The sequence below is a fragment of the Type-A symbiont of Plautia stali genome, from assembly GCF_059731155.1.
On sequence record NZ_AP035891.1, the window covers coordinates 2003091 to 2025026 of the forward strand.

The following is a 21936-nucleotide window of genomic DNA, read 5'->3' on the forward strand; positions in this document are numbered from 1 at the left end:
TATAATCCAGCAATCCGTTTACCTGTGCCCGCCAGACCTGCACTGTTGCCCGTTGTCGGTGATATTGGCGAGGATATCGCGCTGGGTAACTGGACTCGGGGTGTGTCGCTCGCCAGGGGTCTCAGCTGACCGGGTCGTGTTGCCAGTACCGCCGGTAAGGGTGGCAGGGACTGAACCGTCAACGTCTGACAGCCCGAGGGCGGCGTTGTAGTGCTGCACGAAGCCACGAGTAAATACGCAGGCCACAGTATGAGCCTGACCTTTTTCATCCTGCCAGTGTTGGGTAACGTCATCTATCCGCCGGGTTAAGTGTTGGGTTTTGTCATGAAGCTGTGCAATGCGATTCAGGTAGCGCTGTTCGGCCTGATGCGCCACCTTCACCTGATGGATGAAACGCTGCTGCAGGGCATTTAGGGTTTGCGCGGCCTGCCCGGCGCGCTGTTTTTCCTGCATGGCAAACGTCTCGCGCAGCTGACTGAGGGTTGCCGCGCACCGTTCGGTTGAGCGACCTGCGCCTTGCGTGTAGCCGTGCCACCAGATACCCGACAACAGCGCCATTACCAGCACTCCGCCGGGGCTTTTCAGGCTGACTGCACTAAACACAGCTTGCCCCTCCCCAGGTCAGGTAACGCGGTGCCAGGGCATGTAAAATACGGTGCGGATAATGACGATTCTCACGCCAGGCGGTCAGGCTACGTCCGGCATTGACCCGCTCAACGCTGTCAAACCAGCGCCTGCCATCGACCCCCTGACGTTCTGCCAGGCGGCGGTCACGCTGTACCCAGCCCAGGCCACCGTTGTAGGCCGAGAGCGTCATCGCCATGCGCTCACACGCATTCACCGCCGACAGGCGTTGCCATAGCCAGCGGTCGAAACTCACCACTGCCCGCAGGCTCCAGCCGGGATTAAGCGGCGCTTTGGCGGCCAGTTCCGGCATCACCTCCCCAATCCAGTCCGTGGTCGCAGGCATAAACTGCCCCAGCCCCTGCGCCCCGATGCGATTGGTGATAGCCGGCTGCCAGCCACTTTCGTGCTCAATCTGGGCGGCAAAATCCGCCACCGGCGCATCAAGCCCCCACACCAGACGGGCGTTACGTATCAGCTCAGTCCGGTATGGCAGTGCCGCTTGTGGGGGACGCGCCGCATCGGCATCAAGCGCGCCACCAAGGAGCACTATCAGCAAAAGGAATAACAGCCATCTGGGGTCGCCCTGCGGACGTTGATAGCGGTTCATGGTCATAACCCCATCGCCACACTCAGACACACTGCGGCCACAATCACTGCCCGGCGCAACTGGGCGGCGGCAAACACCTGATGGCAGCCGCCGCGTACCGGATGTCGACCCTGTGCCACCTCCGGGTGGTCATGGTGCAGGTATTGACCGGGACGAGCCCTGGGGAACAGCGAACGGTCAAGCCAGTAACCGACCACCGCCGCCAGGGTGATCAAGGCCAGCTTGTAGAGCACCACCGGCAGTTGCTGCGGCGAGACCAGGCCAATCACCAGCAACAGACCAGCCGCAGTGAGCAACCAGCCGCCGAGGCGTGGGGGTTTTAAAGGGGGTCAAGGTCAGTTTTTTTCGGATTTTCATCACACTCTCCCTGAGAATCAGGCCGACAGTGTGACAGGGCGGTGCGCCAACCGCTTTTAAAGCGGTTTACTAGTGGGAATGGCAGGGCGTGGTTAGATTATCCTCAGCAATTGCCCCGAATGGGGCAAGGGAAAAAGCGCGACCCACCCGGTGCGCTAACACCGGACAGGCCGTCAACACACAGACATCACCTGTGAGTCAACCGTGGCGCTTTTCGTCCTCGAGGACAGGAAAGAGTCTACCTTAATTTCCATGAGTGAAACAGGCTGACAGACAATGCAGCAACATTTTTTACCGATACTGCCCTGGGCAGGCGGTAAACGGCGGCTGGCGAAACAGATTTTACCGCGCTTCCCGGCGCACACCTGCTACGTGGAGCCGTTTTGTGGCGCAGCGGCGCTCTTCTTTATGAAGTCACCCAGCAAAGTGGAAGTGATTAACGATATCAACGGCGAGCTGGTCAATCTCTACCGGGTGCTGAAACACCATCTGGAAGAGTTTATGCGCCAGTTTAAATGGGCGCTGGTCAGCCGGGCGATGTACCACTGGTTGAAAATAACCCCGACCGAGACCCTGACCGATATCCAGCGGGCGGCACGTTTCTATATGAAAAACTGGCGGGTATGGGACGGGATTTAGCCGGGATGATGATTGTTTCCGTCAATGATATTCCTGAGATGCGGGCAGTGTTTCAGGGGTTCGAGATGCAGAGCGTGCCGATTCGGTATAATCTCAACATCAATCAGCCCACACAACGGCGCGAGCTGATTATTACCGTCAAATAACCCTCTCCGCTGCAACGGAGAGGGATGCGTCATGCGCGGCGGCGGGCGGTTTTTTTCTCTGCCATTGCCGTCAGGGTGCGTTTAGCCACTTCGCGGGTTTCGCCGGGAATATGTCGAAAGGCAGTTAATACCTCTGCCTCTTCCTCATCGCGCACCACATCGAGCGCACTGGCTTCATCGCTGCGCTCCCCGGTCATCACATAAAGAAGGTCGACGCCTAACGCTTTCGCCGCGATTAAGTAGCCCGCATCAGGATGTCGCTCACTTTTTTCATAGTTGTACTGGGTGAGCTTTTTAACCCCGCACCGTTCAGCGAAGCTTTCCTGACTGAGCCCCAGCCGCAGGCGCTCGGATTTGAGACGGTCACCCACCCCTTCGAGTGTCAGTGTCACCCACTGCTGGGTATCGAGCGGAGCCTGCTTATCGCTCGCGGCAGACGGAAAGGTTTTATCGGTCAGTTGCTGGCTTAACTGTTGCAACTGCTTCTCTTTTTCGGCCACCAGTTGCTGGCTGCGCTTGAGCGCCGCTTCATCTTTACGCAATGTTGCCCGCAATTCCCGTACCGACATGCGGTCAACCTCATCGAGCGTCAGGCCCGCGATGGTGCCGCCTTCGGCCAGTTCGGCGAGGTCTTCGTCGTCTTCGGTCATCAGTTCAAAGAGCTTAGCTTTACCTAAACTCGCTAACGTTAGCGAGTTTTTCTGTAACAATGGTGATGTATATTTCAAAGCTGCTTTCATTATCGAATTTGCAGTTCTATGAGCCATTCCTAGTTTTTCAGTAACTATCTTAGTAAACTCCCCATGCGGCTCATTCTCTTTAAGAATAATCAGTCGCTTCCCCGCCTCCAGCATGGCTTCGGCACTCTGTGCCATATAGAAGCGCGCCTCATGCACAATACGTTCTCTTTCATAGGGTAAGCCATCTCCGAAACGCGCCATCACCTCCTGTTGGGCGCTGTTTTCTGCCTTTTTTTCAGGGTATGCAATTGCCCCCCCCGCAATCGTGATATTGTCCGCCGTAGTTACAGACAGGCTGGTTGCCGCTTTTTTCTTTGCCATACAGGTCTCCTTCTAGGCCGATAACAGCCAGTGATTTTTAATGGTGATAAGAGATATACAAAAACAGACAAAAAAAGACTTTACATTATTTCGCATGTATTGGTATGTTTATTTTTAACTTTTTATGACGGAGGCAAAACAATGTCACTACAACACCCCGCCGACTTTAAGCGAAATTTTTATGACCGCGTCTATCAGGACTATCCGACGGTGGCGGCATGGGCACGCCAATCCGGCTTTAAACCTTATCAGGTATACATGCTGCTTGATGGCTCCTGCCAGGGCTGGCGCGGGGAAGCGCGCAAAATTAAACAGGCTATTGAACAGATAATGGGAAAACCCATGCCATCAGGTAAAAAGCGCTATAAAAAATAACATTCGCCCGTTTCACTGACGGTAACATAATTTCCATTAATGAAAAAGAGGCTCTCCGATGAAAAACACCTTATCGCTCCATGCTTCTTCACGCACACGGCGGGCGCTGCGTATTTTGAAAGCCATGAAGGGGCATTACCGCGAGGGTCTGTCCAATAAAGCCCTGGCGACGCTTATCAATGACTCACCCGCCAATATCAGTCGCACCCTGCCGTTTTTAATGGAAGAGGGCATGGTTGAACGGCGCCTCAACGGGAATTACGCCCTGAGTGAAGAACTGATACAGATTGCCCTGGCTTTTTTTGATGAAACCGAACGGGCGCAAATCAGGATGGCAGAACGACGGGGTCGCTGCGTAGCCTCACCGTCAAAACCGTAAGAGGAAAAAATCATGGGTAGAAAAGCGTTACCGATAACGGCTGAAATCACCCCCGAACAGCCCCTGTCGCCGGATTTAATGAACAATCTTAACGCCCTGGCTGAACATCAGCAGGCGATTATGGACAGGTACGGCGAAGGCCTGCCCTATGAAAGAGAACGTATTGTGCATGAGGCGCGCTTCTATATGGCACAGAGTGCCGAAGCCATGCTGGAGGCGGGGAAGCGACTGATTATTCTTAAAGAGAATGAGCCGCATGGGGAGTTTACTAAGATAGTTACTGAAAAACTAGGAATGGCTCATAGAACTGCAAATTCGATAATGAAAGCAGCTTTGAAATATACATCACCATTGTTACAGAAAAACTCGCTAACGTTAGCGAGTTTAGGTAAAGCTAAGCTCTTTGAACTGATGACCGAAGACGACGAAGACCTCGCCGAACTGGCCGAAGGCGGCACCATCGCGGGCCTGACGCTCGATGAGGTTGACCGCATGTCGGTGCGGGAACTTAGGGCAAAACTGCGTGAAACGGAAGAGTCACTTAAAGCCAGCCGCCGCCTGGCCAATGAGAAAGATCAAAAGTTCAATGAACTGAGCGAAAAACGCCTGCTCGATCAGCATCGCCCATTAGGGGAAGAGGGAATACGTCAGCTCCGTGAAGAGATTGGCCTGGTGGGCTTTGATGTTAAAGCCATATTAATGGGCCGCTTTCGGGAAGGGCTGGAAAAACTGAGTAGTCACAGTGGTGATATCACGTCCCACGCCGACTATTTAGCGGGCCTGCTTAATGATATTGAGTTTGAAATCAATGTGTTACGCAGTGATTTTACACTGCCCCATCACGCCCCGTCAGAGACCGTACCTGACTGGGTAAACGCCGATGCAGAGGCAGAAGACGCGGATTTTCAGTTACCTGAACATTTACGCGGTACCGGACAGGATAGCGGCGAGGAGGTGGAGTAATGAACCCCATCCTGACCGAACGCATACTGGCGATTGCCCAGGCTGCCGAAAAAGCCGGGCATGGCGGCAAAGACGCTGTTTATCAGACAGGTTGCCAGGCACTCGGCATTTCCAGAGCCACACTGCTGCGAAAAATTAAACAGGTGAGCTATAAACCGCCGCGCAGGCAGCGGGTGGATTGTGGCACCAGTGCCCTGACCCGTGAGGAAGCCCTGCAGATATCCGGCGTGATGATGGCCTCGCATCGCAAGAACGGCAAACGCCTTTACAGCCTGGAGCAGGCGGTTAATGACCTGCGGGCGAACAACCTGATTCATGCCGGGTATACTGATAACGAGACCGGCGAGTGGTACCCCCTGTCGGTGGATGCCATCAGCCGGGCGCTGTACCGTTACCGCCTGCACCCCAGCCAGTTAGGCGCGCCTGCCCCTTGCGTCCAGCTAAAAACCAACCATCCCAATCATGTCTGGCAACTGGATGCGTCGCTGTGTGTGCTTTATTACCTGAAAAACCCAGGCAAGCGGAGCACGACTCGTGACACCGGCCTGCACATGATGAGTGAGGCGGAATTTAACAAGAACAAGCCAAAAAATCTCGACCGCATTGTTAACGACCGCGTCTGGTCATTTGAGCTGACTGACCATACCAGCGGCTGGATTTACGCCGAGTACCGCTTCGGCGGCGAAACGACACAAAACTTTACCGATGTACTGATTAATGCCATGCAGGAGCGCGGTGGGGCCGACGTCCTGCATGGCGTGCCGCGCATCCTTTATACCGACCCCGGTTGCGCGCTGGTCTCGTCCACCCTGCGCAACCTGTGTCAAACCCTCGGTATTCAGCTTATCGCCCATAAAGCCGGCAATGCCCGCGCCACCGGCTCAGTGGAAAAGGCGCGTGACATTCTCGAGTGCCATTTTGAATCCGGTCTGCGGTTTGTGCAAGTCGATAATATTGATGAACTCAACCGCCTGGTCGGGTTATGGCGTAAAAAATACAACCGTACCGCCATCCACCGACGTACCGGCATGACCCGCACCGACTGCTGGCTGCGTATTACCCCTGGACAGTTAATCAAGGCACCGCCTGTTGACGTCTGCCGCGAACTGGCGGTGAGTCTGCCGGAAAACCGTAAGGTCAGCACTCACCTTCGCGTGTCGTTCAGGGGGAGTGAATACGATGTACGGCAAGTCCCCGGCATTTGCGTGGGCGACACTGTACAGATAGTGCGCAACCCCTGGCGCGACAGTAAAGCGCAGGTGGTCATGATGAATGAGAACGGACTGGAAGTCTTTTGCCGGATGCCGGAAGTGGCGAAAGACGACTACGGCTTTGACCTCAACAGCCCGACACCCGGCGAATCGTTCAGGGCATTACCCCACACCACGGCGCAACACCATCTGGCGGAAGTCGGGCAGACCCTGTATGGCAACCACCACACCGGGGGAAACCGCTGCCGCGCAAAAAGCCAGGGCGCTGCCACTGGGCGGTCGCTTTAACCCTTATCTTGATAATGAACGCGATACCCCACCGATTTACCTCCCCAGACAGGGGCAGGTCTCCACGGTTTGTGCCCCGCGTTTTGAAGAGCGATTAAACCCGGTCGTGGTGGTTCAACAGTTGCGTGCGCGTTTTCAGGCGGCGGGCAAGACCTGGCGCAGTGAATTTTACACCACGCTGACCCAGCGCTTCCCGGACGGCATCCCCGCCGACCAGGTCGACGCGCTGGGTGATGAACTGATGGCCCAGTCCACCGGGGTGGTGGTCCCCCTGGCCAGTCACGGTTAACGGGAGGCCATCATGCTGAAACTGAAAACCCTGTTACAACAACACAATCTGACACAGGCAGCACTGGCCCGGGCGCTTGACCTTTCCGGGGCGACACTGGCGCAGATAGTCAATCACCACCAGTGGCCGAAACAGGACACCGACGCGCTAAAACACCGTATCCGGGCCTGGTTACGTGACCAGGGTATCGCGACGGACGACTGCTTTGACGGGGTTACGTCCGGCGGCAGGGAAAAGCACACACCACCCAGCAACGAGGAGGACACCATGTTACTCAAAAAACAGGTATTACTGCCTGCCACCAAAAAGCATTTTGGGCTGTTTCGCGCCCCGTTTGATGACAACGCGGTACAGGGTCATGAAGATGTGTTTTTAACCCCTGAAAGCCGTTATGTGCGCGAGGCGTTGTACCAGACCGCCCGCTATGGCGGCTTTATCGCGGTTATCGGGGAATCCGGTTCGGGTAAAAGTACCCTGCGTCGTGACCTGACTGACCGCATTTATCGGGAAAACGCCCCGGTGGTGGTGATTGAACCCTACGTGCTGGCGATGGAAGACAACGACCATCAGGGCAAGACCCTCAAAGCCGCCAGTCTCGCCGAGGCTATTGTCCACACCCTGGCCCCACTGGAAAAACTCAAACGCTCACCCGAAGCCCGCTTCCGTCAGTTACACCGACTATTAAAAGAGAGCAGCCGTGCCGGGTACAGCCATGTGCTGGTGACTGAAGAAGCCCATTGCCTGCCCATCCCGACCTTAAAGCACCTCAAACGCTTCTTTGAGCTGGAAGACGGTTTTAAAAAACTGCTGTCCATCGTCCTGCTGGGACAACCCGAGCTGGGCGACAAGTTATCCGAGCGCCTGTTAGCGGTCAGGGAAGTGGTACAGCGCTGCGAGGTCATTGACCTGCCGCCGCTGGATGAACACCTGAGCGACTTTCTTGATTTCAGGTTTAAACGCGTCGGTGGCGACATGAACAACGTTCTCGGCCCGGACGCGATACCGGCACTGCGTCAACGCCTGAGCTGGCTGCGCCCGAAAAAAGACACGCCGGTCAGCCTGCTTTACCCGCTCGCTGTCGGCAATCTGGTGACCGACGCCATGAACCTGGCCGCCGAGAACGCCATCCCGGTTATCGACGCCAATATTATTCACAGTGTGCATTAAAGGAGGCTTTTATGCTGAACCCCGCCGTGACCATTAAAAACCCGTCAGCGATGACCTACCAGGCCATCCAGCAGCAGTTCAGGCAATGCCTGTCGGTGATGGACAAACTCAGCCAGGAGGGCTTTACCGTCAGTCAGTTTACCGTTGATGGCTATAGCCGTCCGACCATTATCCTGCGGCATGACCGACGGTGTGATGCCTTACATCAAAAGGGCCATGCCGTTCGCTATGCCCTGGGTACTGACCGTCAGGGCCGCTGGGAAAAATACCAGTTCCTGCAAGATAACTGCCGAATCACCTGGGAGGTACGTTAATCATGAAAACACGCCCTGTCCGTATTACCGCACGACAATCGGTTTATCTGGCAAAAACCGTGGATATTACCGAACAGGACTATGAAACCTATTTATCGATTTGCGAAAACTGCCGTGATTTTAATGAACAAGACCAGCGTCTTGGTGAAATAGCGGCCCGATACCACATGAATTTATTTGAGCATATTCAACACACTGACGCCCCTGAAGACATTATTTTCGAGCGCGTTTAATTCCCGACGTTGTTAATTAAAAGGTAAAAAAGATGGCAAAGAAAATAACGCGGCTTAAAGCCGCGGCGGGTGCCTGCACCCCGCAAACTCGTGAGCAGGTGATAAGCGATATTAAAAATCTGGGCGATATCCAGCGGGAAATGACCCGACTGGAGACGCAGATTAATGATGAAATTGCACGATTAACGCATCAGCATGCGGCTGATATTGAAGCCATGAAGGCCCGCATCACCCTGTTGCAAAAAGGTATCCAGACCTGGTGCGAGGCCAACCGGGAGGAGCTTACCCAAAACGGCAAAACCAAAACCGCCAACCTGATAACCGGCGAGGTGTCATGGCGTAACCGCCCGCCATCCGTTTCGCTAAAAGGAATGGACGATATCCTGCAGGCGCTGGAAGAAAACGGGCAACACCACTGCATTATTCGCAAGGCACAGGTGGATAAAAATGCCCTGCTAAAAAATCAGGATACCATCAGGCCCCTTAATATTCGCGGCATTACCTTTCATCACCAGCTTGAGGATTTCATTATTACGCCCTTCGGGCAGGAGGTGACCTCATGAGCTATCAGAAAATAAAACCTCTGCGCCGCCAGATTGAAAGGCACATAAACCGCGCCATGCATCACCTGCGGGCAGACCATTCTGCCGCCGCGTATTGTGAATTTCAACATGCCTTCGGGATACTGGCCGGACTCATCGTCGACTCAGATAAGGAAAACCCGTTATGAGCATTACCTGCATCAGCTGCCATCAGGCAACCCGTCACCTGAATCCTGCCCAGGCCCGGATTATCCAGCAACCGGAAAGCGGCGAGTGGGGAATTGACCTGCTGCTGGCCTGCCCACACTGCGGACAGCCTTATAGCGCCTGGATACTTAACTGGGATGTCGTGCCACTAAAAGGTATCACGACAAATTCGCCATCAACGCCACACACTCACAATAAACCCGCCGGTTAACGGGGAGGACATCGCCATGTGGATATTAATTTTGGCCATGTACGCCAGTCCTTATAGCGATAATGTTTTTTCCTCCCTGCATACACAGGATTTTGACACGGCAACCGCCTGTCAGCAGGCCGCCAGACTGTTTGCGAAAAAATTTGAAACCTTCAGGGATATTGATGCCAGGGCGATTTGCGTGAAGAAGTCATAGCGGAAAAGCGGCATGTAAACCATTCAATTGTATAATAACGCCATTCATTTTATAATCCTTCAAACCCCGAAGGATTATTTTTTGCTCACCGCATAAGGAAACCTGACCCCGACCACAACGATAAAGGACGTCACCGATGACCCGACAAAAGTACCTGCAGTTAATCCATATTGCCGCCCACCAGCTCAAACTGGATGACGCGACTTACCGCCAGATGCTGCACAGGCTGACGGGGAAAACATCGGCAAAAGCCCTGAATCCCGGTCAACTGGCGCAGGTGTTAAACGCCCTGAAGACACAAGGCTTCCGTATCCAGCCCCATCAAGCCAATACAAAAAAGCAGACCGACCGTCCGCAACTCCAGAAAATGCAGGCCCTGTGGCAGGCAATGGCCCAGGAGGGCATTGTCCGTGATGCGTCAGCAACAGCCCTGGCCCACTTTGTTAAACGCGAAACCGGCTGTGATTCGCCTTACTGGCTGGACAGCCAACAGGCCAGCCAGGTTATCGAGAAACTCAAGCAGTGGCAAAAGCGCGTGGCGAGGGCAGCATCATGCTAGAGAATACCTTTCGTAGCAAAGGGCCGGAGTTACTGGTTGAGCTGGCCGAACACACCGCCCAGACTGTCAGGCAGATTATCGATGTTGACCCTGCTGTCGCCAGCCAGATAGGTGATGCCGTCGCCAGTCAGATGATGGCGGTCTGGGGCGGGCAAAATGTCTATTTTCCAATGGGGTTGATGTGGAAAATTAATCAGCGTGACCGGGAGATATTTGCTGACTTCAACGGCCATAACCACCACGCGCTGGCGCGTAAATACAAAGTCTCGTTACAGTGGATTTATTCGGTAGTCAAACGGGTTAAAAAAGAAGAACTGGCCCGCATCCAGGGCAATCTGTTTGAAGATGAAGATAAGCCGCCTCGATGACTGTTTCTTGTTTCACGCAGTGAAACGTCGGAGAGAAAAACATAACCTGTACACCAGATAGTGAGTATTGGGTTAATGCTAACCAGACAATAGAAGGATATTTCATATGCTCGATTCATCAGCTGATGGTTGGATCTCTTGTCAAAATCAACTTCCAGCTCCTGAACAATGGGTGCTAGTTTACTCTAGCTATGGGGATATGAAGGTCTGCTTTCTGAGCCAAAGAAGGGAGTGGGATGACGGTGATTTCTACAATGATGTCCATGGAGTTACTCACTGGATGCCGCTGCCACCTGTTCCGCGAGAAAGCACTAATGAGCCCTGGCAACACGGGGCGAAGGAGGACTGAATGATAGATGCATCGCTGTTGGATCTGCCTTGGGCAACTCTGGTAACACTGGCCTCTGGCTACATCGGTTATTTTATTGCCAATGTCGGTCTGAAAGAACACCATAAACCCATTGATATTCTCTTCTCCACACTGATTTTTAGCCTGTTGCCGACAGCAATATACCACGTGACACTATGGTGTGGCGTCAATGCTTACACGGCAACGTTATTGCCAGTGTTATTGGCATTGACCCTGGGTGCATCGTGGCGTAAATATGGGCGTAAACGGTTGTACGCGTTTCTCCGGAAGCATAATATCTCGTGGTCTGATGGTACCCACTCTGCCTGGCAACAAATGTTTGGCCTGACGGATTATCGGGTGACCGAAGTATTTGTGGTACTAAAGGATGGTTCGGGCTTGCTGTCACGATTGCCTGGACGCTTCGAGGGACTTCCAAATGGGCCTTTTACACTGGGTAATAACGGCGATGTCATTCTCTATGTCACGCATAGAAGTTCGGCAAATAGCGATGACTGGGTAGAGTATGGGGATGTTATTCATCAGGACTACGGCGCTCTTGCCACTTACATCCCTGCAGATCAAATTACCAGAATAGACATCAGGAGAAGAGAAGCAAAGCCATCATGCTCTTCTACCGACTCAACTGGATACGACTTCAAGCAGCAACATGATTTCAAGAATCGATTAATTTGAGTGATGATTCCTGTTTCACTATGTGTAACTTAATCACCCTGACTTGTCCCAGATAGATCCAGTTTGTCCCAGGTAGATCCACATTTATCGCACGTTTCCCGTTTAAATATCTCACGTCCTATCATACTGTATTGCGGAAACGGCCTGACAAAGCCACAGATGAGTATCTTTATTTGCAATTTGCGAGGAAGTTTGCGATTCGCACTGGCTTCTTATCTCGGAAGCGGTTGGAAACCTGAATGACTGCCTTGCTGTTTGTTTAGTATGGGACTGGCAGCCGACTAATAACATGACGGCGATAAGTGAGAGTGTTTTTTTCATCATGGCTTCTATGCAGATCATTTATGCATTTATATCATCCCTGATACATTGCGGAAACCGTGCCTGCAATCGAGTCATCTTCATCGGGCGCACGCGCAAATGCGCCCGGTGATGATCACTCATCAAGGGTTACGATTCAAGCGCTGGCGTCAGGGGCTGACGGCTGAGACGCCATGCAAATAAGGTGATAACCAGGCTGACCGCCGCGAGCATCGCAGCGGCTAAAGGCACTGCGCGAATACCGAAACCAAAATTCAGCACCGTGCCCCCCATCCAGGCACCTAAGCCGTTGCCAAGATTAAAGGCAGAAACATTTACTGAAAGCGCCAGCGTCGGAGCGGCAACCGCCAGTGACTGAATGCTCGCCTGCAGAGAAGGAATAATCGAAAACCCGATAGCGCCGAACAGGAAAAGCGTGATCGCTGAGAGCACGGGTACCACGCTGGTCATCCAGAACACAATCAGCACGATGACCAGGCTGCTCAGAACCGTAGTCACACCGCGCATAACGTGTTTATCCGCCAGTCTGCCACCCGCGAAGTTACCTATGATCGCACCGATACCGAACACGACCAAAAGTGCGGACACCGCAGAAGGTGAGAAATGACTGATATCCATTAAGAGTTGCACAACGTATGTCGAAGCCGTAAATACCTCCCCTTGCGCCAGCACTGTCGTAATCACCGCGAAAATAAGCGTCGGGTTGCCGAGCGCGCTCAGTTCACGACGCATGGCCCCCGGTTTTGACTGTTCAGTCTGAGGTAATTTAGCTGGCATAAATGCAGCAATTAACGCCGTTGAAATTAACGCAACAATCACGATAGCGACAAAGGTTGCGCGCCAGCCCAGATTCTGGCCTATGAATGTCCCTAGAGGTCCGCCTAATGCATTAGCAAGGTTAAAACCAAGTGCAATCTTCGCCATGGCAGAGCCCTGCTTATCCGGAGGAGATAACGTCACAGCGAGGCTGAAGGCTACAGCTACAAATGTCCCATGGCTGATTGAGGTGAGAATACGTGCAGCCATAAGCATTTGATAATCCGAGGCCATTACCGCCCACACGTTGCCCATGATAAAAGGGACCATTAAGCCCAGAACCAGCGCTTTACGAGGAACTCGTGAAGTGAGAAGCGTGACAAACGGACCGATAATCGTAACGCCTAATGCATATCCTGTGACCCGGCATCCGGAAGCGTCACCGCCAGATCTGATGAAACCACAGGCAACAGTCCTGAAATAATGATTTCAGCCGTTCCAAGACAAAACACGCCCAACATCAGCGCAAATAGCGTGACAGGCATAACACACTCCTAAAAAATTACGTCGATACACGATCATTTAATTTAACAGTGACGACATTATTAAAACGCAGGGGTTGATTAATCTAATATCTAATCAGCTATAAATTCGCTGGTAATTTTTCCTCTGCAGTCATCCGTTATCACGCTCTCCTCTGCTTTCAGGCAGCGATGACCTGAGCGCGATGCTCCTCGCTCAACAGATATCACTTTTAATTCATGACCTGTCGCTGGCATGCAAAGATACGGTATACCCTCACTATTTTCACTCAGCCCCATAAGCCAAAAATAAAAACATTCGATACCTATATATTCTCAATCATGTTATTCCGTTGAGTTTTTGGCAGCCATGATTTTCACAACGCGTAATAACCTCACTCCGCCTTATTAGCTCGCTGTTCTGCACTATAATTCTCCATATACAGACTTTGAATTCATTCGGAATGCGATATGAAGTAACATCACCATGACTTTACATTAACTTACGTTCTGGAATAACCTACCTGCAGTTCCGGACTATGCTGCCAGATTAGGCTGTGTCCCTTAATCACCTGAGATATAGTAACTACCTGTTTCCACAACACATTGAACTATGGCTCGCTACGACCTTCCCGATGAAGCATGGACATCATCCAGCCCTTATTACCTGCTGAACCAGCAACACCACGGGCCGGACGTCCATGGGCTGAACATCGTATGATCATCAACGGCATGTTCTGGGTGCTGTGTTCAGGCGCACCATGGCGCTATTTGCCTGAGCGATATGGCCCATGGAAGACCGTTTATAACCGTTTTAATCGATGGTCTAAATCGGGAGTGATTAACATTATTTTCAACAGGTTACTTTCTTCTCTTGATGCTCATGGTCTCGCTGACTGGTCCGCAACTGCGCTGGATGGCAGCAATATCCGGGCACTCAGGTGCGCCGCCGGGGCGCAAAAAAACATTCCGATATCGCCGGAGATAATGGGCTGGGTCGCTCTCGCGGTGGTTTTGGCACCAAAATCCATCTGGCGACAGACGGAAGCGGTCTGCCGTTAAATATCGTACTGAGTCCCGGTCAGGCTCACGAAAGCCAGTTTGCACAACGTCTTCTGGACGGTATTGGTGTTCAGCGCCGGAACGGCAGCATGAAGCGTCGTGGCCATGCAGTGCTGGCTGACAAAGCCTACTCCGGACAAAAGAATACCGCCGCATTGCCACACGTTACGACAAAACGGCGAGGAATTATCTGGCGATGGTGAAACTGGGATGCATCCGGCTGTTTTACAAGAGGTTATGTAATTAAGGGACACAGCCTAGGTCGCAATCGAACCTGAGGTACAGAAAATGATCGATTCACTTTCCGCGATATCGATGTTTGTGAAGGTGGCGCAAGTGGGAAGCTTTGTGTCAGCGGGCCGGGCGCTGGGATTGAGCGCTTCAGCAGTGGGAAAACGGGTTACCAGCCTGGAGAGCAGCGTAGGAGCGCAATTGCTTCAGCGTAATACCCGCAGAATTTCACTGACCTATGAAGGTGAGTGTTTTTTGAACCATGCATTGCGCATTCTTGAGGAGGTCGATCAGATACAAAATGCCATGCTGGTTTCAACGGAGAGCGCCGTCGGACGATTAAAAATCAGTGTGGCCCCCATCCCAAATCTGTTTAGTGAAAGATTTAATGCTTTTCTTGCAGAACACAGAGACATAGAGGTCGAGCTTGATTTCTCCGACAGGTTTGTTGATCTGGTGGTTGAAAATTTCGATGCGGCCTTACGCGTCGGTAATGATCCTGATGAAAATTTACGCTCTTATTATATTGGTGATATTAATAGCGTGCTTGTTGCCTCCCCGGATTATCTTTCCCTGCATGGCAAGCCTGAAAGTGCGGAAGAACTTCTCGATCACGCGTTAATTCACTATCGTTCAAGAAATACCGGCATGATCCAGCCATGGCCTTTGCCAAAAATAAAATCTTTGCATCTTCCGCAATCGATCATTTGTAATGATATTGAAACCCGTATTAAATTAGCCCTTCATGGTAATGGCATAGCCTACTTACCTAAGGTCTCAATAACAGAGCATCTTGAGTCCGGTTCACTTTGTGCACTGCTGGAGGATAAAATCAGTGATGCCAGCACCCCCATTTATGTCGTCTGGCCCTATGCTCATCGATATTCGTTACGGCAACGGTTGTTGATTGACTATCTCAAACGATTTAAAATTTGAGTGAATTAATTTATTCGGCTGGAAAATGGCTCTGCTCTCACCGTCAATCAACTTCGCCCGTGGCGGTCACTACGCTGGAGGGCACGGTTCTTTTCACAAATAGGGCAAATACAAGAATGCTCGCACTGGCAACCACGATGAGAAACGACACGGATTAAATTCATTACCAACGAGTCTTAAGCCCACGCGATGTGGGCTTTTTATTAATTGAAAACATCGATGCAGGCGAAACCACAACTCTGCAACCAACCGCATTACCGATGTAATAATAAACAGCGTAAGGTATTAAGCCAGTTTGCAGGCCCATCTAAGGCTGTGGAATAAGGATGGCGTGTTTTGGCCAGCCTGACATGCAGGGATAGGTTTCTGTTGGCAGGTCGGGACTGCTGCAGAATAAATTCAGCAAAGATCTCTCTGCCCCTCCCTACTCAATCCCCAATACGTACATAAGTCATTGATCGTACTTGGTATAATTTTCTTTTTCACTCAGGTTTTAGGAAGACGTCCTCAACAAGGATAAGTCCATTTCGTCATGTATGCGTTTTGCAATACTGGTTATTGATTGTGCAAAACTACCCTCACCACGCTCAAGCAGCAATGCCCAGGCATCTGATTCCATATTCCAATTGCGTGGAACATTCATACCCGCATCAACATAGCACCACCAAGGCCACCATCCTTCGCTTTCGATTTTTGCATCGATTTCAGGAAAACATGCCTCATCGATTGAGCGATTGCAGGAAAATAATCATTATGCAACTTCTCGTGTGGCTCGATAGTTGAGCAGATCCCGTAAGCCAGATTACGGTAATCGCTGGTTTCAAACTCCCAGCATAATTTGAAGTCATCACCTTCTTTAAATAACACCGAGAACGTTGCGTATTTACTGCCTGTGCGCAACTCATCATTCATATCAACCTTGAATCCCAATGGGGATAGTTCCTGACGAAGATATACGATGAAATCTTTCCACAGGCGTTCTTTAACCTGACGCATATTCTGATCAATCAAAAATGCTGCGCTGAGATTTTGCGGTGAAGCGACCAGTTTTTTTGTGAGTTCATTTTGCAGTTCCATAGCTGTTTCTCCATTAATATCTTCGCGAATGAATTTTATTAGAGCGTCTACAAAGCATCGTACTGCTGGTGCCTCAATGTGCAATGCACAGCGCGAAAGCCAGTTTTCCAACTGGAAGAAAGTGATAGGTTTTACATGCTTGTTTATTTCGTCAGGTGACTGAGCGCGAAAAGTAAACTCACTTATCTCGTTGTTACAGAGGTATACTAAGGACCATCCGCTGCCTCGTCGTTTCGCTTCCGCTGCTAACCAGTGAGCATAATCATAAAGTTGATCTTTTTGGTCGACTGCCCAAGGTTTATTTTCAATACCTGTTAACTCGTTTTGATCCGCGACCAATATATCGATTCTACGACTATTAGAAATGGTGTATTCAGTTGAAGTCCGAGCCTTCATATCAGCTTTGAGCGTTTCTGGTTTCTCTATTAATTGGTAAAAACTCGTGAGAAATAGATCACCCTGAGCATGGCTTTCATTGGGGCTAAGAAGGAATGCCAAACATTTAGAAAGCGTATTTTCATTGATATTGAAAAAACGTAACAAACGGAAATCGGGAGCTATCTTACTGGCATAACGCTTCTTTGCTTGCTGATAGCCCTCTTGCATTAACACAGTCCTACGCAATAACTATTGTATATCTCGCCATTCATCGTTCTTTTCCATTATTCAGTCCCTGGTGTGATAAATTAGCCGCTTAAAATACTTTAACTATGTAGCAAGCAATTACTGAAAAAGATTGCCTGTTTTTGAGGTCAGTGTATTGTAATCTTTATCTATCTTTCAGCCAACATTCCTGGATAATTTTAGCAATGGTGTCGTTCATTTTCTCCGCTAAATTTGGGAGCTTAAATGTCAGATGTGCGGCGCCTTTCTGAAAGAAATAGATGGAGAAGTCAATGTCTTCGTAAACATCCTTGTCAGGATTGTCGCGTATATGCGACATCGGACAAATTAAAATATCAACGCGATTATCGGGTATTTGACCTGCGCCTGGTATTAGATACAACCTTCGGTTAGTAATGTCGGATTGTGACCTTGAACCAAGGTGGACCATATAGAAGTGTTATATTTTTATTTAAAAGGAAAAAGTAAAATAAAAAGGCTTTTAACAGGAGAAAAATGGCCCCTACAGGATTGAATAATAGATACCAAGCTGATGTTTAATAACATTATTTTTGAGTTTAAGATTCACACATCCCCCCAAAGGTACCCCCAAATGTTTTTGCGACACCTCAATTTGGATGTTTTTCATCCACAGCATGAGCATTCAACTCACTGTATAACGCGATATGTTGAAATCCTTATTGTATGATAGATCTCTCCTACATTAAGGAATCAACCATCCATGAGAATGACCAGCCGAAAAAAAGAGATACTGAGCTTTTTTGAACCGGAACACCGCGAATGGGTAACGGGCGAGATTGGCGCGCCACCGTTCGATGTATCCGGGGTCGCATATCTACTCAGTGGCATGGACTCCTTCAAAACACGGCATCATCTGGAATCAGCCAGGCGAACACTGGAGGCGATGGTTAATGATGGGAAAAGATAACCAGCTATGAGCGGCGGCAGGACAGCACACAGTCAGGGGCAGGTAAAGGCGTCTGGTGTAACTGTTCCCGTTACGGCCTCCCTGGTTCAGGTTTGGTGATGCGCGATCGTGACGGCAGTGATAATTATATCGAGGGTGAATTCGACAGGATAAATTGAAAAAGCTTTACAGAAATCAATACGGCTCGCTCATGACATTAGAACATAAGCAGCTGTATAGGAGCGTTTAACCACGGACAGAAATGAGATCGTTCTAATGCACATGACACAACATAAGGAAACCATACTCAGCTACTTCAAACCCGCCAGGCTTGCCTCTATATCCAACATAATCGGACCGCCACCGTATGATGTTTATGGCATTTCATATTTGCTTCATGGTCCAGATGAAGTGTTCAACTAAAACTGGCCACCGCTTTAGAGTTTTTCCAGTATCGGTTTTCCGATTCGTTTGGGGGTAACCCACCGTTATAGTCATGCGGCCTTAGCGAGCTGTAATATCCGACGATATAGTCTGTGATCGCATGTGCAGCTTCGCTAAAGTTTATATAACCTGTCACTGGCACCCACTCGTTTTTCAGACTTCTGAAGAAGCGTTCCATCGGGCTGTTGTCCCAACAGTTTCCACGTCGGATCATACTCTGCCTGATCCGGCAACGCCACAGTAACTGCCTGCTTGTATAGTGGCTACCCTGGTCACTGTGGAACATCGCTCCGGCTGGTTTACCGCGAGTTTCCCACGCCATTTCCTGCGCTTTGATGGTCAGCCTGCTGTCCGGTGAGAATGACATTGCCCAGCCTACCGGTTTCCTTGCCAACAGATCGAGAACAACAGCGAGGTAAGCCCAACGCCTGCCTGTCCAGATGTACGTCACATCGCCGCACCACACCTGATTAGGCTCTGTCACTGCGAACTGTCGCTCAAGGCGATTCGGGATAACGATGTGTTCATGACCACCACGTTTATACCGGTGGGTAGCCTTTTTTAATATGTCGTTTTCCATTTCAATACGTTGTAGCTTTTTCTTCAGCTCGCGTATTTCAATCTGTTCCGGGGTTATAGGGGAGGCTTTAGGTATTTTGCCCTGTCGTTCATCCCGCAACTGTTTTCCCCATCGCGTCATGGTAGAAAGACCCACATCCATAGCATTGGCCGCAGCTGCAACGGTGTAGTTCTGATCAAGGACCAGTTGAGCGGCTTCGCGTTTAAACTCTGCGCTGAAATTTCTTTTTTTCATTATGGCACCTGTGTTGTTCTGAGGTGAGCATATCACCTCTGTTCAGGTGGCCAAATTTAGTGTGCCACTTCAATGGGCCGTGCAGTTTACAGTAGCGCGCTATCATGCGCGCATCGTCTTTATCCGTCTTATTCCGGCTCAGCTCGGCCTGCCCGAAGCGCCTGATGCGCGCAGGATTTTCCACGCTGACATCATAGCCTTCGTCGTGAAGGAAGATGGCCAGCGGCTCACTGTACGCGCCGGTAGCCTCCATGCAGATATGGCGCAGCCGAACGGCTCCAGCCATTTTTTCAGGGCGATAAAGCCCTTAGGGGTGTTGGGAAAGACTTTGGTTTTGTAAGACGTGTCGCCTTTCCAGACGGCCACATCAAACTTTCCGGAGGCAATATCAATGCCGACAGGCATACGGGTTTGCATAGATTCTCCTTAACAGCACAGGGAAACCGCCATGACCATCCTTATGGATGCGTGCTCGGGGCACAGGATACCGTCCGGTCTTGAAGGCGGGAGTTAAGTTGCCGGGGATGAATCCACAAAGCAGGCTTTATGCCCAGGGGTCGCCCCCATCTCACCAGCAACTTCCCGATGATCAGTCGGGGATCATCATACCCGGAGGAGAATGATCGGGATATAAGGGTCGCCATTCATGGCGACCGCGGCAAACCTTAAATACCGTACTCTTTGCGATACGCCTTCACCTTCGCCAGATGGTCGGCCATTTCTGGCTTCTCCGCTAGGTAATCAATCAGCTCGCTCAGCGTAATGATCGCTGTAACCTTGCACTGATAATCGCGCTCCACTTCCTGAATCGCGGAGATCTCGCCACGGCCACGCTCCTGGCGGTCAAGCGAAATCAGCACGCCGGCCAGCGTGGCATTGTGGGCGTTGATGATGTCCATCGATTCACGAATTGCCGTGCCGGCAGTGATCACATCATCGACCAGCATCACTTTGCCCTGCAGCGGACTGCCTACCAGTAAACCGCCTTCGCCGTGATCTTTGGCCTCTTTACGGTTAAAACAGTACGGCACATCGCGGTCATGATGATCGGCCAGCGCCACGGCGGTAGTGGTCGCAATTGGAATGCCTTTGTAGGCCGGGCCAAACAGCAGGTCGAAATCGACGCCGCCATCCACCAGCGCCTGCGCATAGAAACGACCCAGCAGCGCTAAATCGCGCCCGGTATTGAACAGACCGGCATTAAAGAAATAGGGACTTTTGCGGCCAGACTTCAGGGTGAACTCACCAAATTTCAATACCCCTTTGTTCAGGGCGAACTCAATAAACTGACGCTGCCAGGCTTTCATTTCTCACTCCTCAAATAAAGAAAAGGCGACTCTGTGGTCGCCTGTTACATCAATCAATTAACGCCGCTTTCTGCGCCTGAATCAGCTTCTCAATGCCGCCGCGCGCCAGCGCCAGCAGCTGCAACAATTCGTCATGGCTGAACGGCTCGCCTTCTGCGGTGCCCTGCACCTCAATCATGCGGCCATCTTCGGTCATCACCACATTCATATCCGTTTCAGCGGCGGAGTCTTCGACATACTCTAAATCACAAACCGCTTCACCGGCCACGATGCCGACCGAGATCGCCGCCACCATGCCTTTCAGCGGGCTGGCTTTCAGTTTACCGGCTGCCACCAGCGCGTTCAGCGCATCAGCCAGCGCCACGCAGGCACCGGTGATCGCCGCGGTGCGCGTGCCGCCGTCGGCCTGAATCACGTCGCAGTCCAGCGTGATGGTGAATTCACCCAGCGCCTGCAGATCAACCGCCGCACGCAGCGAGCGGGCGATAAGGCGCTGGATTTCCAGCGTACGTCCGCCCTGCTTGCCTTTGGCGGCTTCACGCGCCATACGGCTGTGCGTCGAACGCGGCAGCATGCCGTATTCTGCGGTCACCCAGCCCTGACCTTTGCCTTTGAGAAAACGCGGCACACCCTCTTCAACGGTCGCGGTACACAGGACTTTGGTTTCGCCAAACTCGACAAGAACCGAGCCTTCCGCATGTTTGGTAAAGTGACGAGTGAGGGTGACGGGACGCACTTCAGAAGTGCTACGGCCTGCTGGACGCATGGTTTCTCTCCGGCTTGCTTGGGTTTGGCTGCACATTATACGGACTTCACAGGCGGCTGTCCTGCCCGCGTGCAGGCAGCGCGTGTTACAGCGCCGCGCCCACCAGCGAGTCGATACGCGTCACCGGTTGTGTCGCAAAACGATTTTTAAACTTGTCGCGCAGCGCGTTAATGCTTTCGGAGCTGGCCCGATCCGCCGGATGAAGCAGTACCAGTACCTTGCGATTGCCATGTGGGCAGCGACCATCGTAAATCGTCAGCGGCGAGGGAAAGTGCGGCGTGATGTCGCGTTCAGCAAACTGCGACCAGCCCGCTGCGCCAGCGGAGGACGGCAGGTCAAACCACAGCGTGGTTTGCATCATCATCTCGCCGGCCCCGCACACGGCC

28 protein-coding genes and 4 pseudogenes are annotated in these 21936 nt (G+C 51.6%); 18 read left to right on the plus strand and 14 right to left on the minus strand.

The window, feature by feature from the left end:
• Window positions 1–18: 18 nt before the first annotated feature.
• From AC6I8M_RS10715 to AC6I8M_RS10725, 3 genes are read right to left on the minus strand one after another with little or no spacing between them, the layout of a single operon-like run.
• Window positions 19–603: a hypothetical protein gene (locus AC6I8M_RS10715; protein WP_498013465.1), complete on the minus strand. Its 585-nt coding sequence runs from the start codon at window positions 601–603 to the stop codon at window positions 19–21.
• Window positions 596–1234 carry a transglycosylase SLT domain-containing protein gene (locus AC6I8M_RS10720; RefSeq protein ID WP_051588504.1) on the minus strand — a complete coding sequence of 213 codons (639 nt, stop codon included), beginning with the start codon at window positions 1232–1234 and terminating at the stop codon, window positions 596–598. The genes AC6I8M_RS10715 and AC6I8M_RS10720 overlap by 8 nt, the downstream gene beginning before the upstream one ends.
• 2 nt (window positions 1235–1236) lie before the next feature.
• Window positions 1237–1530, minus strand: a complete 294-nt coding sequence (locus AC6I8M_RS10725; protein ID WP_022547386.1) for a putative holin — start codon at window positions 1528–1530, stop codon at window positions 1237–1239.
• A 337-nt stretch (window positions 1531–1867) separates the two neighbouring features.
• Between AC6I8M_RS10725 and AC6I8M_RS10730 the strand changes: the two are divergent.
• Window positions 1868–2376, plus strand: a pseudogene (locus AC6I8M_RS10730) (DNA adenine methylase).
• 29 nt (window positions 2377–2405) lie between these two features.
• Here the strand turns inward: AC6I8M_RS10730 and AC6I8M_RS10735 are convergent.
• Window positions 2406–3437, minus strand: coding sequence for a helix-turn-helix domain-containing protein (locus tag AC6I8M_RS10735; protein WP_498013605.1), 1032 nt, complete (start codon window positions 3435–3437; stop codon window positions 2406–2408).
• 30 nt (window positions 3438–3467) lie between these two features.
• Between AC6I8M_RS10735 and AC6I8M_RS10740 the strand changes: the two genes are divergently transcribed.
• The 14 genes and pseudogenes from AC6I8M_RS10740 (at window position 3468) to AC6I8M_RS10805 (ending at window position 11784) form a co-directional block, all read left to right on the plus strand.
• Complete coding sequence (locus tag AC6I8M_RS10740; RefSeq protein ID WP_498013378.1) at window positions 3468–3812, plus strand: helix-turn-helix domain-containing protein; 345 nt, start codon at window positions 3468–3470, stop codon at window positions 3810–3812.
• 58 nt (window positions 3813–3870) lie between these two features.
• Complete coding sequence (locus AC6I8M_RS10745) at window positions 3871–4191, plus strand: helix-turn-helix domain-containing protein (protein ID WP_022547321.1); 321 nt, start codon at window positions 3871–3873, stop codon at window positions 4189–4191.
• A gap of 12 nt (window positions 4192–4203) precedes the next feature.
• The gene (locus AC6I8M_RS10750; protein WP_498013377.1) at window positions 4204–5154 is read left to right on the plus strand and encodes a DUF3102 domain-containing protein; all 951 of its coding nucleotides are present in this window, start codon (window positions 4204–4206) and stop codon (window positions 5152–5154) included.
• Window positions 5154–6942, plus strand: a pseudogene (locus AC6I8M_RS10755) (integrase catalytic domain-containing protein). The gene AC6I8M_RS10750 and the pseudogene AC6I8M_RS10755 overlap by 1 nt, the downstream one beginning before the upstream one ends.
• Window positions 6943–6954: 12 nt before the next feature.
• Window positions 6955–8109 carry an AAA family ATPase gene (locus AC6I8M_RS10760; protein WP_498013376.1) on the plus strand — a complete coding sequence of 385 codons (1155 nt, stop codon included), beginning with the start codon at window positions 6955–6957 and terminating at the stop codon, window positions 8107–8109.
• An 11-nt stretch (window positions 8110–8120) separates the two neighbouring features.
• On the plus strand, window positions 8121–8423 hold the full coding sequence (locus AC6I8M_RS10765) for an HI_1482 family protein (protein WP_010617117.1): 303 nt from the start codon (window positions 8121–8123) through the stop codon (window positions 8421–8423).
• A gap of 2 nt (window positions 8424–8425) precedes the next feature.
• Window positions 8426–8656, plus strand: a complete 231-nt coding sequence (locus tag AC6I8M_RS10770; protein WP_010617118.1) for a hypothetical protein — start codon at window positions 8426–8428, stop codon at window positions 8654–8656.
• Between the two features lie 32 nt (window positions 8657–8688).
• Window positions 8689–9219, plus strand: a complete 531-nt coding sequence (locus tag AC6I8M_RS10775; protein WP_010617119.1) for a host-nuclease inhibitor Gam family protein — start codon at window positions 8689–8691, stop codon at window positions 9217–9219.
• Entirely contained in the window at window positions 9216–9386 is a 171-nt protein-coding gene (locus tag AC6I8M_RS10780) for a hypothetical protein (RefSeq protein ID WP_010617120.1), read from the plus strand. The genes AC6I8M_RS10775 and AC6I8M_RS10780 overlap by 4 nt, the downstream gene beginning before the upstream one ends.
• 246 nt (window positions 9387–9632) lie before the next feature.
• Window positions 9633–9812 (plus strand): hypothetical protein, encoded by a 180-nt coding sequence (locus AC6I8M_RS10785; RefSeq protein ID WP_022547326.1) that lies wholly within the window; start codon window positions 9633–9635, stop codon window positions 9810–9812.
• A 136-nt stretch (window positions 9813–9948) separates the two neighbouring features.
• The gene (locus AC6I8M_RS10790) at window positions 9949–10371 is read left to right on the plus strand and encodes a gp16 family protein (RefSeq protein WP_498013375.1); all 423 of its coding nucleotides are present in this window, start codon (window positions 9949–9951) and stop codon (window positions 10369–10371) included.
• On the plus strand, window positions 10365–10739 hold the full coding sequence (locus tag AC6I8M_RS10795) for a Mor transcription activator family protein (RefSeq protein WP_498013374.1): 375 nt from the start codon (window positions 10365–10367) through the stop codon (window positions 10737–10739). Before AC6I8M_RS10790 ends, AC6I8M_RS10795 begins: the two co-directional genes overlap by 7 nt.
• A gap of 106 nt (window positions 10740–10845) precedes the next feature.
• The gene (locus AC6I8M_RS10800) at window positions 10846–11088 is read left to right on the plus strand and encodes a DUF551 domain-containing protein (protein WP_022547376.1); all 243 of its coding nucleotides are present in this window, start codon (window positions 10846–10848) and stop codon (window positions 11086–11088) included.
• Window positions 11089–11784 carry a hypothetical protein gene (locus tag AC6I8M_RS10805; protein ID WP_022547375.1) on the plus strand — a complete coding sequence of 232 codons (696 nt, stop codon included), beginning with the start codon at window positions 11089–11091 and terminating at the stop codon, window positions 11782–11784. It abuts the gene before it with no gap.
• 450 nt (window positions 11785–12234) lie between these two features.
• Here AC6I8M_RS10805 and AC6I8M_RS10810 read toward each other — a convergent pair whose 3' ends face one another.
• Both AC6I8M_RS10810 and AC6I8M_RS10815 read right to left on the minus strand, forming a co-directional pair.
• Window positions 12235–13317 (minus strand): MFS transporter, encoded by a 1083-nt coding sequence (locus AC6I8M_RS10810; protein WP_498013808.1) that lies wholly within the window; start codon window positions 13315–13317, stop codon window positions 12235–12237.
• Entirely contained in the window at window positions 13266–13406 is a 141-nt protein-coding gene (locus AC6I8M_RS10815; RefSeq protein WP_022547373.1) for an MFS transporter, read from the minus strand. The genes AC6I8M_RS10810 and AC6I8M_RS10815 overlap by 52 nt, the downstream gene beginning before the upstream one ends.
• Before the next feature lie 589 nt (window positions 13407–13995).
• On the opposite strand from AC6I8M_RS10815, the pseudogene AC6I8M_RS10820 reads away from it, so the two are divergent.
• Both AC6I8M_RS10820 and AC6I8M_RS10825 read left to right on the plus strand, forming a co-directional pair.
• Window positions 13996–14691 (plus strand): annotated as a pseudogene (locus AC6I8M_RS10820) (IS5 family transposase).
• A gap of 41 nt (window positions 14692–14732) precedes the next feature.
• On the plus strand, window positions 14733–15611 hold the full coding sequence (locus tag AC6I8M_RS10825) for a LysR substrate-binding domain-containing protein (protein WP_498013783.1): 879 nt from the start codon (window positions 14733–14735) through the stop codon (window positions 15609–15611).
• Between the two features lie 639 nt (window positions 15612–16250).
• On the opposite strand, the gene AC6I8M_RS10830 is transcribed toward AC6I8M_RS10825, so the two are convergent.
• Together AC6I8M_RS10830 and AC6I8M_RS10835 are read right to left on the minus strand one after the other, a co-directional pair.
• Window positions 16251–17294, minus strand: coding sequence for a PDDEXK-like family protein (locus AC6I8M_RS10830; RefSeq protein ID WP_498013784.1), 1044 nt, complete (start codon window positions 17292–17294; stop codon window positions 16251–16253).
• Window positions 17295–17457: 163 nt separating this feature from the next.
• Window positions 17458–17742, minus strand: a complete 285-nt coding sequence (locus AC6I8M_RS10835) for a DUF4942 domain-containing protein (RefSeq protein ID WP_498013785.1) — start codon at window positions 17740–17742, stop codon at window positions 17458–17460.
• Window positions 17743–18033: 291 nt separating this feature from the next.
• On the opposite strand from AC6I8M_RS10835, the pseudogene AC6I8M_RS10840 reads away from it, so the two are divergent.
• Window positions 18034–18398, plus strand: a pseudogene (locus AC6I8M_RS10840) (hypothetical protein).
• 236 nt (window positions 18399–18634) lie between these two features.
• Here the strand turns inward: AC6I8M_RS10840 and AC6I8M_RS10845 are convergent.
• The 6 genes from AC6I8M_RS10845 to AC6I8M_RS10870 form a co-directional block, all read right to left on the minus strand.
• Window positions 18635–19477: an IS3 family transposase gene (locus tag AC6I8M_RS10845; protein WP_022537112.1), complete on the minus strand. Its 843-nt coding sequence runs from the start codon at window positions 19475–19477 to the stop codon at window positions 18635–18637.
• Complete coding sequence (locus tag AC6I8M_RS10850; protein ID WP_498013809.1) at window positions 19446–19730, minus strand: IS110 family transposase; 285 nt, start codon at window positions 19728–19730, stop codon at window positions 19446–19448. Before AC6I8M_RS10850 ends, AC6I8M_RS10845 begins: the two co-directional genes overlap by 32 nt.
• A complete protein-coding gene (locus AC6I8M_RS10855; RefSeq protein ID WP_498013850.1) occupies window positions 19616–19894 on the minus strand; it encodes a hypothetical protein in 279 nt (92 codons plus the stop codon). The genes AC6I8M_RS10850 and AC6I8M_RS10855 overlap by 115 nt, the downstream gene beginning before the upstream one ends.
• 248 nt (window positions 19895–20142) lie before the next feature.
• The gene (gene pyrE / locus AC6I8M_RS10860) at window positions 20143–20784 is read right to left on the minus strand and encodes an orotate phosphoribosyltransferase (protein ID WP_021507081.1); all 642 of its coding nucleotides are present in this window, start codon (window positions 20782–20784) and stop codon (window positions 20143–20145) included.
• Between the two features lie 49 nt (window positions 20785–20833).
• The gene (rph, locus tag AC6I8M_RS10865; RefSeq protein ID WP_058948943.1) at window positions 20834–21550 is read right to left on the minus strand and encodes a ribonuclease PH; all 717 of its coding nucleotides are present in this window, start codon (window positions 21548–21550) and stop codon (window positions 20834–20836) included.
• Window positions 21551–21635: 85 nt separating this feature from the next.
• Window positions 21636–21914, minus strand: coding sequence for a DUF3574 domain-containing protein (locus AC6I8M_RS10870; RefSeq protein WP_318285238.1), 279 nt, complete (start codon window positions 21912–21914; stop codon window positions 21636–21638).
• Window positions 21915–21936: the final 22 nt, after the last annotated feature.

What these genes read in the sequence shown, in the direction of transcription:
- AC6I8M_RS10720 (WP_051588504.1), bottom strand. Translation starts at nt 1,234, where the DNA reads ATGAACCGCTATCAACGTCCGCAGGGCGACCCCAGATGGCTGTTATTC.
- AC6I8M_RS10735 (WP_498013605.1), bottom strand. Translation starts at nt 3,437, where the DNA reads ATGGCAAAGAAAAAAGCGGCAACCAGCCTGTCTGTAACTACGGCGGAC.
- AC6I8M_RS10745 (WP_022547321.1), top strand. Translation starts at nt 3,871, where the DNA reads ATGAAAAACACCTTATCGCTCCATGCTTCTTCACGCACACGGCGGGCG.
- AC6I8M_RS10750 (WP_498013377.1), top strand. Translation starts at nt 4,204, where the DNA reads ATGGGTAGAAAAGCGTTACCGATAACGGCTGAAATCACCCCCGAACAG.
- AC6I8M_RS10760 (WP_498013376.1), top strand. Translation starts at nt 6,955, where the DNA reads ATGCTGAAACTGAAAACCCTGTTACAACAACACAATCTGACACAGGCA.
- AC6I8M_RS10765 (WP_010617117.1), top strand. Translation starts at nt 8,121, where the DNA reads ATGCTGAACCCCGCCGTGACCATTAAAAACCCGTCAGCGATGACCTAC.
- AC6I8M_RS10770 (WP_010617118.1), top strand. Translation starts at nt 8,426, where the DNA reads ATGAAAACACGCCCTGTCCGTATTACCGCACGACAATCGGTTTATCTG.
- AC6I8M_RS10775 (WP_010617119.1), top strand. Translation starts at nt 8,689, where the DNA reads ATGGCAAAGAAAATAACGCGGCTTAAAGCCGCGGCGGGTGCCTGCACC.
- AC6I8M_RS10780 (WP_010617120.1), top strand. Translation starts at nt 9,216, where the DNA reads ATGAGCTATCAGAAAATAAAACCTCTGCGCCGCCAGATTGAAAGGCAC.
- AC6I8M_RS10785 (WP_022547326.1), top strand. Translation starts at nt 9,633, where the DNA reads ATGTGGATATTAATTTTGGCCATGTACGCCAGTCCTTATAGCGATAAT.
- AC6I8M_RS10790 (WP_498013375.1), top strand. Translation starts at nt 9,949, where the DNA reads ATGACCCGACAAAAGTACCTGCAGTTAATCCATATTGCCGCCCACCAG.
- AC6I8M_RS10795 (WP_498013374.1), top strand. Translation starts at nt 10,365, where the DNA reads ATGCTAGAGAATACCTTTCGTAGCAAAGGGCCGGAGTTACTGGTTGAG.
- AC6I8M_RS10800 (WP_022547376.1), top strand. Translation starts at nt 10,846, where the DNA reads ATGCTCGATTCATCAGCTGATGGTTGGATCTCTTGTCAAAATCAACTT.
- AC6I8M_RS10805 (WP_022547375.1), top strand. Translation starts at nt 11,089, where the DNA reads ATGATAGATGCATCGCTGTTGGATCTGCCTTGGGCAACTCTGGTAACA.
- AC6I8M_RS10815 (WP_022547373.1), bottom strand. Translation starts at nt 13,406, where the DNA reads ATGCCTGTCACGCTATTTGCGCTGATGTTGGGCGTGTTTTGTCTTGGA.
- AC6I8M_RS10825 (WP_498013783.1), top strand. Translation starts at nt 14,733, where the DNA reads ATGATCGATTCACTTTCCGCGATATCGATGTTTGTGAAGGTGGCGCAA.
- AC6I8M_RS10830 (WP_498013784.1), bottom strand. Translation starts at nt 17,294, where the DNA reads ATGCAAGAGGGCTATCAGCAAGCAAAGAAGCGTTATGCCAGTAAGATA.
- AC6I8M_RS10835 (WP_498013785.1), bottom strand. Translation starts at nt 17,742, where the DNA reads ATGGTCCACCTTGGTTCAAGGTCACAATCCGACATTACTAACCGAAGG.
- AC6I8M_RS10845 (WP_022537112.1), bottom strand. Translation starts at nt 19,477, where the DNA reads ATGAAAAAAAGAAATTTCAGCGCAGAGTTTAAACGCGAAGCCGCTCAA.
- AC6I8M_RS10850 (WP_498013809.1), bottom strand. Translation starts at nt 19,730, where the DNA reads ATGGAGGCTACCGGCGCGTACAGTGAGCCGCTGGCCATCTTCCTTCAC.
- AC6I8M_RS10855 (WP_498013850.1), bottom strand. Translation starts at nt 19,894, where the DNA reads ATGCAAACCCGTATGCCTGTCGGCATTGATATTGCCTCCGGAAAGTTT.
- pyrE (WP_021507081.1), bottom strand. Translation starts at nt 20,784, where the DNA reads ATGAAAGCCTGGCAGCGTCAGTTTATTGAGTTCGCCCTGAACAAAGGG.
- rph (WP_058948943.1), bottom strand. Translation starts at nt 21,550, where the DNA reads ATGCGTCCAGCAGGCCGTAGCACTTCTGAAGTGCGTCCCGTCACCCTC.
- AC6I8M_RS10870 (WP_318285238.1), bottom strand. Translation starts at nt 21,914, where the DNA reads ATGATGATGCAAACCACGCTGTGGTTTGACCTGCCGTCCTCCGCTGGC.